Source organism: Streptomyces seoulensis (genome assembly GCF_004328625.1).
Taxonomy (GTDB): Bacteria; Actinomycetota; Actinomycetes; order Streptomycetales; family Streptomycetaceae; genus Streptomyces; species Streptomyces seoulensis.
In genome coordinates this window covers 3,747,353-3,763,370 of sequence record NZ_CP032229.1, presented here as the reverse complement: position 1 = coordinate 3,763,370, position 16,018 = coordinate 3,747,353, and the positions used below count along the sequence as shown (strand labels likewise).

Annotated in this window: 13 protein-coding genes; 3 read left to right on the top strand and 10 right to left on the bottom strand. The window is 73.0% G+C overall.

What is annotated here, in order from left to right; genetic code table 11:
- Positions 1-7: 7 nt before the first annotated feature.
- Both D0Z67_RS17635 and D0Z67_RS17630 read right to left on the bottom strand, forming a co-directional pair.
- Positions 8-742, bottom strand: a complete 735-nt coding sequence (locus tag D0Z67_RS17635; RefSeq protein WP_031180808.1) for a LuxR C-terminal-related transcriptional regulator — start codon at positions 740-742, stop codon at positions 8-10.
- Positions 739-2,031 carry a PspC domain-containing protein gene (locus D0Z67_RS17630; protein ID WP_031180809.1) on the bottom strand — a complete coding sequence of 431 codons (1,293 nt, stop codon included), beginning with the start codon at positions 2,029-2,031 and terminating at the stop codon, positions 739-741. The genes D0Z67_RS17635 and D0Z67_RS17630 overlap by 4 nt, the downstream gene beginning before the upstream one ends.
- Positions 2,032-2,251: 220 nt before the next feature.
- Between D0Z67_RS17630 and D0Z67_RS17625 the strand changes: the two genes are divergently transcribed.
- Positions 2,252-3,706: a PspC domain-containing protein gene (locus D0Z67_RS17625; protein WP_031180810.1), complete on the top strand. Its 1,455-nt coding sequence runs from the start codon at positions 2,252-2,254 to the stop codon at positions 3,704-3,706.
- Positions 3,693-3,956, top strand: coding sequence for a hypothetical protein (locus D0Z67_RS17620; RefSeq protein ID WP_031180811.1), 264 nt, complete (start codon positions 3,693-3,695; stop codon positions 3,954-3,956). The genes D0Z67_RS17625 and D0Z67_RS17620 overlap by 14 nt, the downstream gene beginning before the upstream one ends.
- Here D0Z67_RS17620 and D0Z67_RS17615 read toward each other — a convergent pair.
- The 4 genes from D0Z67_RS17615 to guaA form a co-directional block, all read right to left on the bottom strand.
- Positions 3,953-4,483, bottom strand: coding sequence for a DoxX family protein (locus tag D0Z67_RS17615; RefSeq protein WP_078873237.1), 531 nt, complete (start codon positions 4,481-4,483; stop codon positions 3,953-3,955). The two genes, D0Z67_RS17620 and D0Z67_RS17615, sit on opposite strands and share 4 nt — an antisense overlap.
- Before the next feature lie 120 nt (positions 4,484-4,603).
- Positions 4,604-5,887, bottom strand: coding sequence for a hypothetical protein (locus D0Z67_RS17610; RefSeq protein ID WP_031180813.1), 1,284 nt, complete (start codon positions 5,885-5,887; stop codon positions 4,604-4,606).
- Positions 5,888-6,081: 194 nt separating this feature from the next.
- Positions 6,082-6,876, bottom strand: coding sequence for a class II aldolase/adducin family protein (locus D0Z67_RS17605; protein WP_031180814.1), 795 nt, complete (start codon positions 6,874-6,876; stop codon positions 6,082-6,084).
- A gap of 146 nt (positions 6,877-7,022) precedes the next feature.
- Complete coding sequence (guaA, locus tag D0Z67_RS17600) at positions 7,023-8,603, bottom strand: glutamine-hydrolyzing GMP synthase (RefSeq protein WP_031180815.1); 1,581 nt, start codon at positions 8,601-8,603, stop codon at positions 7,023-7,025.
- 320 nt (positions 8,604-8,923) lie between these two features.
- Here guaA and D0Z67_RS17595 point away from each other — a divergent pair, with 320 nt between their 5' ends.
- Positions 8,924-9,193 (top strand): chorismate mutase, encoded by a 270-nt coding sequence (locus D0Z67_RS17595; protein WP_031180816.1) that lies wholly within the window; start codon positions 8,924-8,926, stop codon positions 9,191-9,193.
- 613 nt (positions 9,194-9,806) lie between these two features.
- Here the strand turns inward: D0Z67_RS17595 and D0Z67_RS17590 are convergent.
- The 4 genes from D0Z67_RS17590 to D0Z67_RS17575 form a co-directional block, all read right to left on the bottom strand.
- Positions 9,807-11,636: a GMC family oxidoreductase N-terminal domain-containing protein gene (locus D0Z67_RS17590; RefSeq protein ID WP_031180817.1), complete on the bottom strand. Its 1,830-nt coding sequence runs from the start codon at positions 11,634-11,636 to the stop codon at positions 9,807-9,809.
- A gap of 50 nt (positions 11,637-11,686) precedes the next feature.
- Complete coding sequence (locus D0Z67_RS17585) at positions 11,687-13,300, bottom strand: succinic semialdehyde dehydrogenase (RefSeq protein WP_031180818.1); 1,614 nt, start codon at positions 13,298-13,300, stop codon at positions 11,687-11,689.
- 125 nt (positions 13,301-13,425) lie between these two features.
- The gene (locus D0Z67_RS17580; RefSeq protein ID WP_031180819.1) at positions 13,426-14,289 is read right to left on the bottom strand and encodes a serine/threonine-protein kinase; all 864 of its coding nucleotides are present in this window, start codon (positions 14,287-14,289) and stop codon (positions 13,426-13,428) included.
- A 66-nt stretch (positions 14,290-14,355) separates the two neighbouring features.
- The gene (locus D0Z67_RS17575) at positions 14,356-15,945 is read right to left on the bottom strand and encodes a serine/threonine-protein kinase (RefSeq protein WP_031180820.1); all 1,590 of its coding nucleotides are present in this window, start codon (positions 15,943-15,945) and stop codon (positions 14,356-14,358) included.
- Positions 15,946-16,018: the final 73 nt, after the last annotated feature.

The window sequence follows — 16,018 nt, the reverse complement described above, 5'->3', positions numbered from 1 at the left end:
GTCGGGGTCAGACCAGCCGGCGGGCCGTGGCCCAGCGGGTCAGCTCGTGCCGGTTGGACAGCTGGAGCTTGCGCAGCACCGCGGAGACATGGGACTCGACCGTCTTCACCGAGATGAAGAGCTGCTTGCCGATCTCCTTGTAGGCGTAGCCGCGCGCGATCAGCCGCAGCACCTCACGCTCGCGCTGGGTGAGGCGGTCGAGGTCCTCGTCGACCGGCGGGGCGTCGGTGGAGGCGAACGCGTCCAGCACGAACCCGGCCAGCCGGGGCGAGAAGACCGCGTCGCCCTCCTGCACCCGGAAGATCGAGTCGATCAGGTCGGACCCGGTGATGGTCTTGGTGACATAGCCGCGCGCCCCGCCCCGGATCACCCCGATCACGTCCTCCGCCGCGTCGGACACGGAGAGCGCGAGGAAGCGCACCGGCTGCTCGGGGTCCGCCATCAGGGCCGCGCTGCGCCGGAGCACCTCGACCCCGCCGCCGCCGGGCAGATGGACATCGAGGAGGACCACCTCGGGCCGGGTCCGGGTGATGACCGAGACCGCCTGGTCGACGTCCGGCGCCTCTCCGACCACCTCGACCCCGGTCCGCGCGGTCTGCCCGATCTCCGCCTGCACACCGGTACGGAACATGCGGTGGTCGTCCACGAGCACGACACGCACATGGCGCCCGACCGCACCCTCGGTGCCCTCGGCCACCTCCGCCTCCCCCGTCGTGCCGTTCGCCTCGGTCGCATCGCTCATGCCGTCTTCTCCGCCCTCTCCATCTCCAGCTCGACTTCCGTGCCGCCGTCCGGCACCGGCCGCAGCCGGGCCGTACCGCCGTTGCGTTCCATGCGCCCGATGATCGACTCCCTGACCCCCATGCGGTCGGCGGGTATGGAGTCGAGGTCGAAGCCCGGACCCCGGTCGCGGACGGACACGAAGACCCTACGGCCCTCGACCTCCGCGTAGACCTGTACGGCGCCGCCCTCGCCACCGTACTTGGCGGCGTTCACCATCGCTTCGCGCGCGGCCTGCATCTGCGCGGTCGTCCGGTCGTCCAGCGGGCAGTCGCCCACCACGACGACCTCTATGGGCACGCCGTGCTTGTCCTCCACCTCGGCCGCGTTGCGCCGCACCGCCTCCGCGACCGTGTCCGGCTCGTCGGCCTCGTCCTTGCCGGTGCCCTCCGGCTTGTACAGCCAGGTGCGCAGGTCCCGCTCCTGCGCGCGGGCCAGGCGGCGCACCTCCCCGGCGTTGTCCGCGTTGCGCTGTATCAGGGTCAGGGTGTGCAGCACGGAGTCGTGGACGTGCGCGGCGACCTCGGCCCGCTCCTGGGCGCGGATGCGCATCAGCCGCTCCTCGGACAGGTCCTGCGTCACGCGCACGAGATAGGGGCCCGCGAGCAGGGTGATGCCGACCAGCACGGCGAGCGCCGCCTCCAGCACCGCGCCCAGGTGGGCCGCGGACACCTGCATCACGAAGATCGCGGAGACCCCGGCGGTGACCAGCAGCACGCCCACGGCCGCCCGGAGCAGGGTGAGGGTGCGCCGGCGGCCGCCGACCTCGACCCAGCGGGCCCGGCGGGCGTTGTCCGCCTGCCGCCACACCAGGGCGACACCGGCCGCGACCAGCACCACCGGCACCAGATACGCCTTGGCGGTGTTGGTCAGGTTGACGCTGCCCAGGAAGACCATGGACACGATGACCATGAGGAGCAGCGCGACCATCTGCCCCTTGTCCGGCTTGCGGGCGACGAGTCTGCGCCGCCCCTCCGGCGAGGTCTCGGTGCCGACCAGCGAGGCCGGCTTGTGGTCGCCCACCCCGCCGACGCCGAGCGGCACGAAGAACCAGAACGCGGCGTACAGCAGCGCGCCGAGCCCGTTCGCCATGAACAGGCCGACGAAGGCGAGCCGCACCCACACCACGGGCAGCCCGAGATGCCCGGCGAGCCCCCGCGCCACCCCGCCCAGCCAGCGGCCGTCACCGCTGCGGTAGAGCTTGCGCGGCGGCCGCGGGTCTTCGAGGGGGAGTGCTGCGGCGTCCGGCATGCCACCGATGGTCACACGGCGGCGGGGGCCCGGGCATCAGGGTCGTCCCCCGAGACTCCCCTGATCTTCATCAGGGTTTCCCCCGGCTCTGCGGGCCGGTCCGGGCCGGGACCCCGACTCGGAGTCGAACATCTCCCCCGCTCGTCTCAGGGACGATTTCAGGGTTCGACCAGGGTCGGCCCGACTGCCCACACGGCTCCCGGCCCGTCACCATGGACACATGACGGATCACGAGCACGCCGGGACCGGTCCAGGACCCGGCAGCGGCCCCGCGGGAGAGCGGGGCGCGGAGAAAGGGGGTGGAGCGGTGAGGGACACGGGAGAAGCGGAGACCCCGGCGAGGAACCGCGCCGCCGAGACCCCCCGGCGCTTCCGCCGCGACCGTCGGCACAAGATGATCGCGGGCGTGTGCGCGGGCCTCGGCCGGCACACGGACATGGACCCGGTGATCTTCCGCATCACCCTGGCCGTGCTGGCCGCGACCGGCGGCATCGGCCTGATCTTCTACGGCTTCGCCTGGCTCCTCGTGCCGTACGACGACGAGGAGGAGAACGAGGTACGCAAGCTGCTGACCGGCCGGGTCGACGGGCAGGCGCTGGCCGCCGTCCTGTTCGCCCTGATCGGCTGCGGCGTCATCCTGACCACCCTGCGCAACGGCGGGGTGCTGACCTTCGCCGTGGTCCTCTCCCTGCTGCTGGCCGGCGCCGGGTACTGGTCGCGGCACCGCGCCGCCACCGACCCGGACCCCTCCCCGAGCGACGAGCCGAAGCCGGCCAAGGGCAACCCCATAGCCGCGCAGGCGGCGGCCGACGCCCCGCCGGAGACCCAGGCACCGCCGATCTACTACAGCGGGCCCTCCTGGTGGCGGGACCCGATCGTCAAGGACGGCACCCACGTCGGCGGCACCGGGTACTTCTGGGGCCCGAGCGACGACTACGAGCAGCACGTCTCGCCCTCCCCGCCCATCGAATTCGTCATGCAGCTCCCCTGGCCCCACTCCCTCGCCGGGCGCACCCCGCCCGACAAGCGCCCCAAGCCCCGGGGACCGCGCTGGATCAGCGGCTGGTTGTTCCTGCTGGCGCTGCTGGCGGGCTATGCCGGCGGCAGCCGTACCTGGGAGACGCGTCCGCTGGCGACCAGCCTCCAGACCGGGCTGGCCTGCGCCCTGGTGGTGTTCGGGCTGGGGATAGCCGTCAGCGCCTTCCTGGGGCGCACGGGAGGCGGGTCCGCCTTCCTGGCCCTGGTGACGGCGCTGCTGCTGGCCGGAAGCGCGGTCATGCCGAGCGATGTCACCTCGCACTGGCGGCAGACGGCCTGGCGTCCGGCGGCCACGGCGGAAGTCCAGCCCGTCTACGAACTGGGGTCCGGCTCCGCCACCCTCGACCTGACCAGGGTGCGCCTGGCCAAGGACCAGACGGTGTCCACCCGGGCGGGACTGGGAGCGGGCCGGCTGCGCGTGATCGTCCCGGCGGACGCGGCGGCGGTGCTGAGCATCGACGTGGGGGTGGGCGACATCCGGCTGCCGGGTGACGACACGAAGGACCTGGACGTGCGGCCGGGCCGGCACGAGACGACGAATCTGGCGCCGGACAAGGGCGCGAAGGGGGCCGGTGTGCTGCGGATCGGCCTGCATGTGGGCATAGGACAGGTGGAGGTCAGCCGTGCTGCGTCATGAGTTCCAGCCCGGCCGGCTGGTCGGCGGGGTCTGCCTGACCGTCGCGGGCGCCCTGTACCTGGGGGACGCGCGCGGGCTGTGGGACATCCCGTGGTTCACGGCGATCCCCCTGGCCGTCGGCGGCCTGTTCCTGGCGGGCGCGACCACCGTCCTCACCCGCGCCCTGCGCGGACGCGGCGGCGCGGAGGAGAAGAAGACCGAGCCCCCGGCCCGGTCCGGCCCGCCGGGCGGGGCCCGCCGTCCCGGCTAGCGGTACCCGCCCGACCGGCGTCGGCGCCGGTCCCGCAGGGAGGCGTCGACGGAGAGATAGGGGGTGCCCGCGAGGACGAGGGGGAGCCAGGCCATCAGGTAGGCGAGGTCGTTGCCGTAGTAGTACGGGCTGGAGGCCCAGCTCACCGTCAGCCACAGGCTCAGCGAGATCAGCGCGCCGCCGAGGGCGGCCAGCCGGCCGAGGAGTCCGATCAGGATGCCGATGCCGACGGCCAGCTCACCGAAGGCGATGGCGTAGCCGAAGCCGACGGGGCTCTTGAGGGCCAGGTCGACCAGGGCCGGGATGGCGGAGGAGTCCCGGACCCCGCGCATCGTGTCGCCGAGCGAACCGGCGCCGGCGGCCTTCATGAAGGCGCTGTCGGTGATCTTGTCCAGGCCGGCGTAGACGAAGGTGACGCCGAGGAAGATCCGGAGTGGCAGGAGGGCGTAACGGGTGGCGGCCGCCCGCCAGTCACGGTCTCCGTCGAGATGGGAGGTGCGCGTGTCCGTCCGCATACCGTGAGTCATCACTGCTAGCCGCCTCTCGCCCGCCGTCCCGGACCCCTCACCCGACGATACGTATGACGAAGGGGGCCGGTTCAATCCTCCCCGGCCGATTTTCCGGATATCGGTGCAGCGTACGGGGGGTCAGTCCGTCACCTCGATGGGGTACCGGTTGGTGGCCGGTCCCGCCGCCGTGATCACCTGCACCTCCACCGCGCCGGGCTCCACCTCGACCGGGACCGGCACGGTGAGGACGCTGTCGGTGGGGTTGCGGAAGCCGCCGGGGACAGGGATCAGCGGCACATGGACGTCGACCGCGCCGATGCGCACGACCATGCGGGCGAGCCGGTCGGCACCCTGGGCGCCGGGCGGGACGAAGCCGGTGCCGCGGATCTCAATGTCGTCCCCGGTGCGGATCGGCCCGTCCAGGTCGCCGGGCTCGCGGGCCCGGACCACGGAGAGCACCACCGGACGGCCGCCCTCGGCGTACTTGCCCGCCAGGTAGGTGGCCGCCGAGATCAGCACCAGCACGGCCAGCCCCCAGGGCAGGTCGGGAAGCTGGTCCGGGCGGCGGCCGAGGCGGACGGCGGCGAAGACCAGGGCGACGGCGCTGACGACGACGTACTGGATGTCGGCGAAGGCACCCCGGCCCGCGTCGTCGGTGAGCAGGTCGGCCGCGCGCGGCCGGTGTGCCGGGACCTTCTGGAGCCGCTGGCCGAGGACGCGCAGCCCGACCACCCGGCGTACCAGGACGGCGATGCCGCACACCACGGCGAGGACGGTCACCACACCGGCGCCGCGCGCGAGGTCGAGACCGGTGAGGAGGGAGTCGCGTTCGGCGGGGTCGGAGGCGGCGGCGAGGCGGCCCGCGAGCAGCAGGACGGCGTAGGCGACGAACAGGACCCAGCAGGCGGCGACCGTGCGCGAGGTGGACATCCGGTTGTCCTCGCCGATCATCGGGGCCAGCGCCCCGCCGCGCGCCCGGTGGAGGAAGCCGGCGAGGGTCAGCGCGCACGCGACGGCGACCGCGGCGAGCAGTCCGGCGGTGCGGGCGCTGCTCCAGCCCGCGCCGATCGCGGTGAGCGCCTGGGCGAGCAGCAGGATCACCACGGCGCCCCAGGCCAGGAAGGCGGTGCGGGTCCAGAGACCGGCGAGCCAGGCATCGCCCTCGGCGCGGCCGCGTTCGGCGACCGCCTCGGCGCGCTGGGCGAGTTCGGCGGAGATCCACTGCCGGGACGCCGAGGCGGAGTGCGCCACGGCCGAGGGCAGCCCGCGTCCGGCTGCGAACTCGTCGCGGCGCTGCCGGAAGGCCGCGACGGCCCGCCGGTGCCCCTCACGTGCCCCGTGCGGGCAGTCCCCGCACGCACAGCCGCCCCCGTGGGCCCCCGCGCCGTCCGCCGCGCCCTGCCTCGCCTCCTGCACCGCCACGACCGACGCCCGCCTTCCCCGCTGCCCGAGATCCCGGAATGCGGCCGTCACGCACGGTGCGTGCGGTGGCCGAGCAACTCCCCTGTGAACAAGGCGAATTGTGCCCTACCCCGGGCACCTCGGGTTCGCCGGTCCGCGCAGGGCGGAAAGGACCGCCCATCCTGCTGACCCACTCGCACGCCCGTGCGGGAGGCTCAGCTCAGCAGGTCGGGTTCGCTGCGGCTGATGTCCTGCCACAGGGGCTGGTAGTTGATCCAGGCCACCAGGTCCCCGCCGAGCTGTTCGCGGGTGGCGACGGCCTGCCGGTGCTCGATGAGGACGGGGCGCCCGGCGGCCTCGGCGGTGAGCTGGACCCGGCAGGAGCGTTCCATGGACATGAACCACCAGGCGGCCGCGTCGACCGAGTCGCCGACGGTGAGCAGGCCGTGGTTGCGCAGCACCAGGGCCTTGTTGGAGCCGAGCACCGAGGCGATGCGGCGGCCCTCCTCGGCGTCGACGGTGACACCGGTGTAGGCGTCGTAGAGCGCGGTGTCCTCGTAGAAGGCGCAGCTCTCCTGGGTGATGGGGTCGGGGACCTCGCCGAGCGAGGCGAGCGCGCGGCCGTACGTGGAGTGGCAGTGGGCGACGGCGACGACGTCCGGGCGGGCCGCGTGGACCGCCGCGTGGACGGTGAAGGCGGCCTGGTTGACGTGGTAGCCGCCCTCGACGACCTGCCCGTCCTGGTTGGCCAGGACCAGATCGCTCACCGTGACGTGCTTGAAGGGCATCCCGAAGGGGTTGACCCAGAAGCAGTCGCTGAACTCCGGGTCGCGGGCGGTGATGTGGCCCGATACGCCGTCCTCGAACCCGGCGCGCCCGAAGAGGCGCAGGGCGCCCGCGAGGCGTTCCTTGCGGTGACGGCGTTCCTCGTCGACCGACTCGTGCATGGGCGGCATGGCGAACCGCAGCTTGTCGGTGGGCAGCGGCGAGGGAGGGGTGGGCCGGTGCATGGGTCCTCCAGCGCTGGGGTGCTTTACGGACCGGAAGTTACCGTCGGGTGGCGGGGTACCAAAAGGGGCCGGGACAGCGAAAAAGAGGTGGAACGGCCGGAGCCGTTCCACCTCGGGCGGTGCCGGTCAGCGGACCGGCACCCGGGTCACTCCCACTCGATGGTGCCCGGCGGCTTGGAGGTCACGTCGACGACGACGCGGTTGACGTCGCGGACCTCGTTGGTGATCCGGGTGGAGATCTTCGCCAGCACGTCGTAGGGCAGCCGGGACCAGTCGGCGGTCATGGCGTCCTCGGAGGAGACCGGGCGCAGCACGATCGGGTGGCCGTAGGTGCGGCCGTCGCCCTGGACGCCGACCGAGCGGACGTCGGCGAGCAGCACGACCGGGCACTGCCAGATCTCGCGGTCCAGACCGGCGGCGGTCAGCTCCTCACGGGCGATGGCGTCGGCCTCGCGCAGCAGGTCCAGGCGCTCCTTGGTCACGTCCCCGACGATGCGGATGCCGAGACCGGGGCCGGGGAAGGGCTGGCGCTGGACGATCTCCTCGGGCAGGCCCAGCTCCTGGCCCACCATGCGGACCTCGTCCTTGAACAGCTTGCGCAGCGGCTCGATGAGCTGGAACTCGAGGTCCTCGGGGAGGCCGCCGACGTTGTGGTGGGACTTGATGTTGGCGGTGCCGGTGCCGCCGCCGGACTCGACCACGTCCGGGTACAGGGTGCCCTGGACCAGGAACTCCACGGCCGGGCCCTCGTCCGCGATGATCTCGGCCTGGGCCTGCTCGAAGACGCGGATGAACTCGCGCCCGATGATCTTCCGCTTCTCCTCGGGGTCGGAGACCCCGGCGAGCGCCTTGAGGAAGCGCTCCTCGGCGTCGACCACCTTGAGCTGGACGCCGGTGGCGGCGACGAAGTCCTTCTCGACCTGCTCGGTCTCGCCCTTGCGCATCAGGCCGTGGTCGACGTAGACGCAGGTGAGCTGGGAGCCGATGGCCTTCTGCACCAGGGCCGCGGCGACGGCGGAGTCCACGCCGCCGGACAGACCGCAGATGGCGCGCTTGTCGCCGACCTGCTCGCGGATCGCGGCGACCTGCTCGTCGATGACGTTGCCCGTGGTCCAGGACGGGGTCAGGCCCGCGCCCCGGTACAGGAAGTGCTCCAGCACCTGCTGGCCGTGCGTGGAGTGCATGACCTCGGGGTGGTACTGGACGCCGTAGAGCTTCTTCTCGTCGTTCTCGAAGGCGGCGACCGGGACCACGTCGGTGGAGGCGGTGACGGTGAAGCCCTCGGGGGCGGCGGAGCAGGCGTCGCCGTGGGACATCCACACGGGCTGCTCGTCCGGGGTGCCCTCGAACAGGGTGGAGCCGGACATCGAGACGTGCAGGCCGGTACGGCCGTACTCGCGGGCGCCGCTGTTGTCGACGGTGCCGCCGAGGGTCTGCGCCATCAGCTGGAAGCCGTAGCACATGCCGAAGACGGGGACGCCGGCCTCGAAGAGGGCGCCGTCGAGCTGCGGGGCGTTCTCCTCGTAGACCGAGGAGGGGCCTCCGGAGAGGATGATCGCCGCGGGGTTCTTGGCGAGCATCTCGGCCACCGGCATGCTGCTGGGCACGATCTCGCTGTAGACCCGCGCCTCGCGGACGCGACGGGCGATGAGCTGGGCGTACTGCGCGCCGAAGTCGACGACCAGAACGGTGTCGGGGGCGTCGGCAGACTGGGTCGCTGATGACACGGGGTGCCTTCCGGCGGTGGGGCGGGGGTCTGTATGACCGATTCTAACGGGGTGGGCGCCGACCCCCTCCCGGACGCCGGAGGGCGCTGTCCACAGGCGGTCCGGGGTGACCGGTGGTCGTGGCATACTGACCCCGTGTTCACCCAGACGACGTTCTTCTTTACCTATGGCACCGGGCCCGCCGGCTGCCATGGTCGTCTCGCTTGAGCACATAACAAGCGACTTCCGACAGGCGCTCCGGGCCGACAAGGCCCGGAGCGCCTGTCGTCTTTTCCGGGTCCTGCCGGTCCGGGGCGGCCATCAGCCACCAGGAGCCCCGCATGACCACCGCCACCTCGCACACCGAGCCCGAGCGGACCATCGACGACGCCCGGACGCAAATCGACGCCCTCGACGACCGGATCATCGGCCTCGTCCAGGAGCGGATGGCCGTCTCCGCCGTCGTCCAGCAGACCCGGATCGCCACCGGCGGCCGCCGGGTGAGCCTGTCCCGCGAGATGGAGATCCTCGGCCGCTACCGGGACGCCCTCGGCAAGCCGGGCACCGCGCTCGCCATGACCCTGCTGGAGCTGTGCCGGGGTCGCATCTGAGTTCGGTGCCGCTCTCACCCGTACGGCGCGTGACCGGCTCGCGCACCGCTTCGTTGAGCCCGATGTCCGTGCCAGCCAGGGGCGGGCCCGACAGAACCACGCGTGGCTCGCCGGGGCGATGAGGCGTACGGGTCGTGCCGTACGCCGTGGGACCTCGTCCCGGAACAGTGACCGGACGGCAGGGGACAGCAGCCCGGTCACCCAAGAGAACGGCCGGCTCCGGGGACGCCCGGGGCCGTCCGGCGGACAACTGCACACATGAACCCGTGCCGGACCGGGCGGGCCGTGGACGCCTCAGGGCGTGCGGCACGCAGCGCACCCTCCCCTGTCCCCCGCGCAATCCCCGGCACCGCTTCCCCCCGGCCCCGGCGCATCCCTGACGCCGGCGCCGACGACAAGGGCCCCGCGGCCGAGCCCGGGGCCCTTCGTCATGCCTGGCACACATGTGATCGAGACCACACCGGAATACGGGCCCCCGGTACAACCCCAAGGCGTCCTCACGCATCGAACCAGGCACCGGGATCAAGAAAACGGTGAGAATCGAGGGACCTGCGTTCGGAGGGGGACGCAGGTCCCTCTCTCTTTGCCCGTCGTCTCTTTGCCCGTCGCGGGTTCAGCCCTTCTTGCGCGGCACCTCGGGCACCGCCAGCAGCGGCAGCCGCAGCGCGCCGAAGGCGTCCGCCGGGACCGCGGGCGTACGCGGCGCCACCGCCTCCAGCCGCTCGTACCCCGCCCCCTGTGCCGGCCGTGGGTCCTCCTCGCCCTTGTTCGGCCAGAACGACATGGCCCGCTCGGCCTGCGCGGTGATCGTCAGCGACGGGTTCACGCCCAGGTTGGCGGAGACCGCCGCCCCGTCCACCACAGAGATGCCGGGGTGCCCGTACAGCCGGTGGTACGGGTCGATCACGCCGGTCTCGGCGGAGTCACCGATGGGGCAGCCGCCGAGGAAGTGCGCGGTCAGCGGGGTGCCCATCAGCTCGCCGACGTTGCTGCCCGCGAAGCCGTTGATCTCGGCGGCGAGCGCGGAGGCGGCCTCGGTGGCGGCCTTGATCTGGGTCGGGTTGGGCGCTCCGTGGCCCTGCCGGGCGGTCAGCAGGCCCTTGCCCACGCCGCCGGGCTTCAGGTACGTCGTCAGGGAGTTGTCCAGCGACTGCATCACCAGGCCGATGATGGTCCGCTCCGACCAGCGCCGGTTGGAGACCGAGCGGACCAGCTGCACCGGGTGCCGGACGGCGTGCGCGAGCCAGCCGAGGACGCGGGAGGAGCCCTCGGCGTAGGGCACCTGGAGGATGGTGAGGCCGCCCATCGAGTTGGAGCCCCGGCCGTAGCGGACCGGCTCGATGTGGGTGTCGGCGTCCGGGTGGACGGAGGACGTGATGGCCACCCCGCGCGTGAAGTCGACCTTCTCCGCGCCGTGCGCCTTGCGGTAGCGCCGGTCGTCGGTCTGGGCGCCGACCAGGGCCTCGGAGTTGGTGCGGGTGAGGTCGCCGAGCCGGGCGCTGAGGTGGGGCAGCAGGTGGTTGGCCTTCATCCGGTGCAGCAGGGTCTGGGTGCCGTAGGTGCCGGCCGCGAGGACGACCCGGCGGGCGGTGAACAGCCGTCCCTGGCCGGTGCGTTTGCGGTCGGTCGGGAGGGTGGCGACCGCGTAGCCGCCGCGTGAGTCGTCGGTGACGGAGACGACGGTGGTCAGCGGGTGCACCACCGCGCCCGCCTTCTCCGCGAGGTACAGGTAGTTCTCGTTGAGGGTGTTCTTCGCCCCGTGCCGGCACCCCGTCATGCACTCCCCGCACTCGGTGCACGCCCGCCGCGCGGGCCCGGCACCCCCGAAGTACGGGTCCGCGACCTGCTCGCCCGGCCGCGCCTTCGCCGAACCGTCGGCGTCCTCGCCGTCCCCGAAGAACACGCCGACCGGCGCCATGTGGAAGGTGTCGCCGACGCCCATCCGCTGCGCCGCCGCCCTCAGGTGCGTGTCGGACGGGGTGGTCGTCGGGTTGAGCCGGACCCCGAGCATCCGCTTGGCCTGGTCGTAGTACGGCGACAGCTCGTCCTGCCAGTCGGTGATGTGCCGCCACTGGGCGTCCTCGAAGAACGGCTTCGGCGGTACGTACAGGGTGTTGGCGTAGTTGAGGGAGCCGCCGCCGACGCCCGCGCCGGCCAGCACCATGACGTTGCCCAGCAGATGGATGCGCTGGATGCCGTACAGGCCGAGCTTCGGGGCCCAGAGGTAGTTGCGCAGGTCCCAGGAGTTGCGGGGCAGGGTGGCCGGGGTGAAGCGGCGGCCCGCCTCCAGGACGCCGACGCGGTAGCCCTTCTCGGTCAGGCGCAGGGCGGTGACCGAGCCGCCGAAGCCGGAGCCGACCACGAGCACGTCGTAGTCGTAACCGTCGTCGCGCCCTTCGCGCCCTTCTTCGGTCCGGGTGGGGACAGTCTTCTCCTGCGGCACGTGCTCTCCTCGTCGAGAACGGGTGGAACGGGCGGATCGGATCAGGAGGGTCAGCGGAAGCGGAGCGCCTTCATCACCTTCAGGCTGCGGCTCATGAAGGCCGCGTACGCGGCGTCGTCCATGCCGAGCGAGGGCGCCATGGGCAGCAGCCGCTGGCGGGCGACGGTCTGGGCCTCGGTGTACTTGAGGATGCCCTCGGAGCCGTGGCGGCGGCCGAGGCCGGAGTCCTTCATGCCGCCCATCGGGGACTGGGCGCTGCCGTACGCGGGGGCGTACCCCTCGTTGACGTTGACCGTGCCGGTGCGCAGCCGGGCGGCGACCTCCAGGCCGCGCTTCGAACCGGACGTCCACACCGAGGCGTTGAGGCCATAGGGCGTGGCGTTGGCGCGCTCCACGGCCTCGTCGTCGGAGCCGAAGCGGTAGACGGAGACGACCGGGCCGAAGGTCTCCTCGGCGCAGACGGACATGGTGTCGTCGACGCCGTCGAGGACGGTCGGCTCGAAGAAGTACGGGCCGATGTCGGGCCGGGCCACCCCGCCCGCGAGCACCTTGGCGCCCTTGGCGACGGCCTCGGTCACATGCGCCTCGACGGCCTTGAGCTGGCGTTCCCCGGCCAGCGAGCCCATGTCGGCGCCGTAGGCCAGGGCGGTGCCGAGCCGCATGGCCTTGGTACGGGCGACGAAGCGCTCCAGGAAGGCGTCGGCGACCGACTCGTGGACGTACAGCCGCTCGATGGAGATGCAGAGCTGTCCGGCCGAGGAGAAGCAGGCGCGGACGGCGCCGGCGGCGGCCTTCTCGATGTCGGCGTCGTCGAGGACCAGCATGGCGTTCTTGCCGCCGAGTTCGAGGGAGACGCCGATCAGGCGGGCGGCGGCGCCCTGGGCGACCTCGCGGCCGGTGCGGGTGGAGCCGGTGAAGGAGACGTAGTCGGCGTGCCGGACGATCTCCGGGCCGACCACCGGGCCCTCGCCCAGGACCACTTGGAAGACCCCGGCGGGCAGTCCGGCCTCGATCAGCAGGTCACGGGCCCACAGGGCGGTCAGGCAGGTCTCGGTGTCGGGCTTCATCACGACCGCGTTGCCGGTGACGAAGGCGGGCAGGGCGTCGCCGACGGAGAGTTCGAGCGGGTAGTTCCAGGGGGCGATCTGGCCCACGACCCCGCGCGGGTGGCGCAGTTCGGTCACCTTGGTCAGGGTCGGCATGGCGCCGGTGTGCCGCTTGGGGCGCAGGTAGGCGGGGGCGCGGCGGCCGTAGTGCCGGGCGGCGACGGTGACGGCCTGCACCTCCTCGTGGGCGTGCAGCCGCGCCTTTCCGGTCTCCAGCTGGATGAGGTCGAGCACCTCCGACTGGCGCTCCAGCAGCAGGTCGTGGAAGCGCAGCAGCACGGCGGCCCGTTCGCGCACCGGGGTGCGCTCCCACACCCGCTGGGCGGCGCGGGCGGCCTCGAAGGCGGCGGCGACGTCGTCCGGGGTGGACTCGGGCAGGTCGGCGAGCTTGGCCCCGGTGAGCGGGGAGTGGTTGCTGGTCCGGCCCGAGCCGGTGACGCCCTTGGTGAGCTGGGCCAGCAGCTCGGGGGTGACCACGTCGGCGGCGGTGCGCACGCCCTCGGGGGCCGGGGCGATCGGGTTGGTGCCGGTGACTTCCGGGGCCTGCGAGTCCGTCATGAGCGGCAGGGTATGCCGGTGGCTTCCCCTTTGGGTACCCGTCGGTAACGGGGTTTCACCGGCCGCACACATTCCGCCAGTGATCACTGGCGGCAAACGTGCTGATCAGCGCGTTGTCGGCCCGGTCACTCGGCGCCGGGTTTTTTCGACAGCAGCAGTCCGAGGGCCGCGAGCGGGGTCCGGCGGACGGCCGGGGCCGGGGTCACGACGGTCCGCGCGGGCTCCGGGACGGGTGCGGGTTCCGGCTCCCCGGCCCGGACTCCGCCGTGTCTCTCCAGCTCCGCCGCCACCTCCGCCGCGTCCGGCCGGGCGTCGGGGTCCGGGATGCGCAGGCTCTCCAGCAGCGGGGCGAGCGGGCCGGGGGCGCCGTCCGTCATGGCGGCGAGCAGCGCGCCGAGTGACCACAGGTCGGAGGCGGGACCGGCACCCCGCCCGGACGCCCGCTCCGGCGCGACGAACCCCTCGGGGGCGTCCTCGGTGTGCCCGTCGCCGATCCCGAAGTCGGTGACGACCACGCGCCCGGTGCCGGACTCGATCAGCACGTTGGCGGGCTTGATGTCCCGGTGCACGATGCCGACGGCGTGCGCGGCGCGCAGCGCGCCCAGCACGGCCAGCCCGATCCGTGCCGCCTCGGCGGGCGGCAGCGGACCGCGCCCCACGGTCTCGCGCAGCGACTCGCCCTCGACCCACTCCATGACGATCCAGGGCGGCTGGTCCTCACCGGCCACGTCGAGGACCCGTACGGCGGACGGATGGCGCACCCGCGCGACGGCGCCGGCCTCGCGCCGCAGCCGGTGCGCGGTCCGTCCGGCCTCCTCAGTCGCCGGACCGCCGGGCAGCCGGGGCTTTTTGACGGCGACCACGGACCCGTCCCGCTCGTCGCGGGCGCGCCAGACGGTGCCGGTCGGCCCGGCGCCGACCGGTTCGAGGAGCCGGTAGCGCCCGCCGAGCAGGGGTTCGCCGTGCGGGGGTGCGCCGTCGTCACTCATGCCCCATCAGTACCGCGCGCACCCGGCGCTTGTCGACGCGCATGCACGCCGTCAACTCGGCTGGTTTCAGGGCTTGTCGAAGCGCACTCCGGCGATCGCCTGCCGGGCCACCTCACGGCCCCGCGCGGTGAAGTCGCCCTTGCCCGGATAGCCGACGACGAGCTTGTACATGTCGCCCGAGGCGGTCCGGTAGTAGAAGAGCTGGAGTTCGCGCGGCAGCGGGTTCTGCGTGTCGTCGGTGGTGTAGGAGACGGTGTTCCGCGCCGCCTTCCGCCCCTGGTACGTGGCCGAGCCGTCCGGCTTCGTCCTCGCGCCGCCCGGCATGTCGAGCTGGTACGCGCCGTCCTTCTTGAACTTCTCGTCGTCGGCGTACATCTGGGCGGCCGCGTTGCTCTGGATGCCGCTCAGGGAGTCGTCCCCCTTGCGGTCCAGGCTCAGCACGACGGAGACGGCACCGCTCCAGTCGGAGTAGGACACCCAGTCCTTGTCGGTGTCGTCCTTCTCGGGGACCTTCACCTGGTAGCTCTCCGGGACGGCGAGGGTGGCGCCCAGCGCGGGCGTCTGCCGGTCGGTCCAGCCGTCCGGCAGCGGGCCCGCGAACGGGTCGGCGAGCACCAGCCAGCCCACGGTCGCGGCCACCACCACGGCCGCCCCCGCCGCGAGCCACGTCTTCCTGCCCGGCCGCCACCTGGGTGCGGCCATCGTGCGCGGCGGCGGCGCGGGGGGCCGTACGGCGGCCTCCAGCAGGGCGCGTACCTGGGGTGCCGTCGGACGGGCGGCCGGGTCCTTGCGGAGCAGACCGTCGATGACCTCGGCCAGCGGGCCCCGCGCGGCGGGCGGCGCGGGGGTGGCGTGCAGGACGGACTGGAGGGTGGCCGGGGTGTTGCTGCGCCGGAACGGCGACACGCCCTCGGTCGCCGTGTACAGGACCACGCCGAGGGACCACAGGTCGCTCGCCGGTCCCGGCCGCCGCCCCAGCACCCGCTCCGGCGCGGTGTACTCGGGCGAGCCGACGAAGCCGCCGGTGTCGGTGAGCTGGGTCTCGCCCTCGATCTGGGCGATGCCGAAGTCGGTGAGGACGACCCGGTCGTGCCGGCCCAGCATGACGTTGTCCGGCTTCACGTCCCGGTGCAGGACGCCCGCCGCGTGCGCGGTCTCCAGCGCGCCGAGCACGTCGAGGCCGATCCGGGCCGCCTCGCGCGCGTCCAGCGTGCCCTCCTGGAGGGCGCTGCCGAGGGAGCGGCCGTGCACCAGCTCCATGACGATCCAGGGGCGTCCGTCGACCACGGCGACGTCGTGCACGTCGACCACGGACGGGTGGTCGAGGCGGGCGGCGGCGCGGGCCTCGCGGCGCATCCGCTCGAAGACGGTGGCGCGTTCGCGCTCGGAGAGGTGCTCGGGCACCCGGGGTTCCTTGACGGCCACCTCGCGCTCCACCGTCTCGTCCCGGGCCCGCCACACCGTGCCCATCCCGCCGTGCCCGAGCTTGCCGAGCAGCCGGTACCGCCCGGCGATCAGCCGCCCGGCACCGGGTTCCCTCGGCGGCTCGGGCGCCTGCGCCGGTACCGGCGGCCGCTCGGGCGCCTCGTCCGGCGGGCGCAGTACAAAACTCGTCGTGTCGTCGGCCGCGCGGCCGACTCCCCCGTCGCTGCTCATGGTTCATGCCTACCAAGCGGTCCGCGCCCCCAGCCAGGGGGATCGGAAACCGGTCACAGAGCCGTGACCGAGC

Excerpts from the sequence above, each read along its gene's own strand:
- D0Z67_RS17635 (WP_031180808.1), bottom strand. The coding sequence starts at position 742 with ATGAGCGATGCGACCGAGGCGAACGGCACGACGGGGGAGGCGGAGGTG.
- D0Z67_RS17630 (WP_031180809.1), bottom strand. The coding sequence starts at position 2,031 with ATGCCGGACGCCGCAGCACTCCCCCTCGAAGACCCGCGGCCGCCGCGC.
- D0Z67_RS17625 (WP_031180810.1), top strand. The coding sequence starts at position 2,252 with ATGACGGATCACGAGCACGCCGGGACCGGTCCAGGACCCGGCAGCGGC.
- D0Z67_RS17615 (WP_078873237.1), bottom strand. The coding sequence starts at position 4,483 with ATGACTCACGGTATGCGGACGGACACGCGCACCTCCCATCTCGACGGA.
- D0Z67_RS17605 (WP_031180814.1), bottom strand. The coding sequence starts at position 6,876 with ATGCACCGGCCCACCCCTCCCTCGCCGCTGCCCACCGACAAGCTGCGG.
- D0Z67_RS17595 (WP_031180816.1), top strand. The coding sequence starts at position 8,924 with ATGACCACCGCCACCTCGCACACCGAGCCCGAGCGGACCATCGACGAC.
- D0Z67_RS17585 (WP_031180818.1), bottom strand. The coding sequence starts at position 13,300 with ATGACGGACTCGCAGGCCCCGGAAGTCACCGGCACCAACCCGATCGCC.
- D0Z67_RS17580 (WP_031180819.1), bottom strand. The coding sequence starts at position 14,289 with ATGAGTGACGACGGCGCACCCCCGCACGGCGAACCCCTGCTCGGCGGG.
- D0Z67_RS17575 (WP_031180820.1), bottom strand. The coding sequence starts at position 15,945 with ATGAGCAGCGACGGGGGAGTCGGCCGCGCGGCCGACGACACGACGAGT.